Here is a 202-nt window from a genome sequence, read left to right as displayed (position 1 = left end):
GTCGCCGCTGGCGAGGCCGCGGCCGCCCGAGACGATGACCTTGGCGGCGCCGAGCTCGGGGCGCGCGCTCTTGACGATCTCGCGGCCGACCAGCGCGGTGACGCCCAGGTCGGCCGCCGCGGCGACCGCCTCGACCGGCGCGGCGTTGCTGCCGGCTTCGGCGGCGTCGAACGCGGTGGTGCGCACCGTGATCAGCTTGATC

At 76.7% G+C, this 202-nt stretch carries 1 pseudogene; it reads right to left on the bottom strand.

The features are described from left to right. A pseudogene (locus C667_RS24220) lies at positions 1-202 on the bottom strand (electron transfer flavoprotein subunit alpha/FixB family protein); the annotation flags it as partial.

Source organism: Thauera phenylacetica B4P, assembly GCF_000310225.1.
Lineage (GTDB): Bacteria > Pseudomonadota > Gammaproteobacteria > Burkholderiales > Rhodocyclaceae > Thauera > Thauera phenylacetica.
Note: the sequence above shows the minus strand (reverse complement) of the source record. Positions and strands in the feature narration are given on the sequence as shown.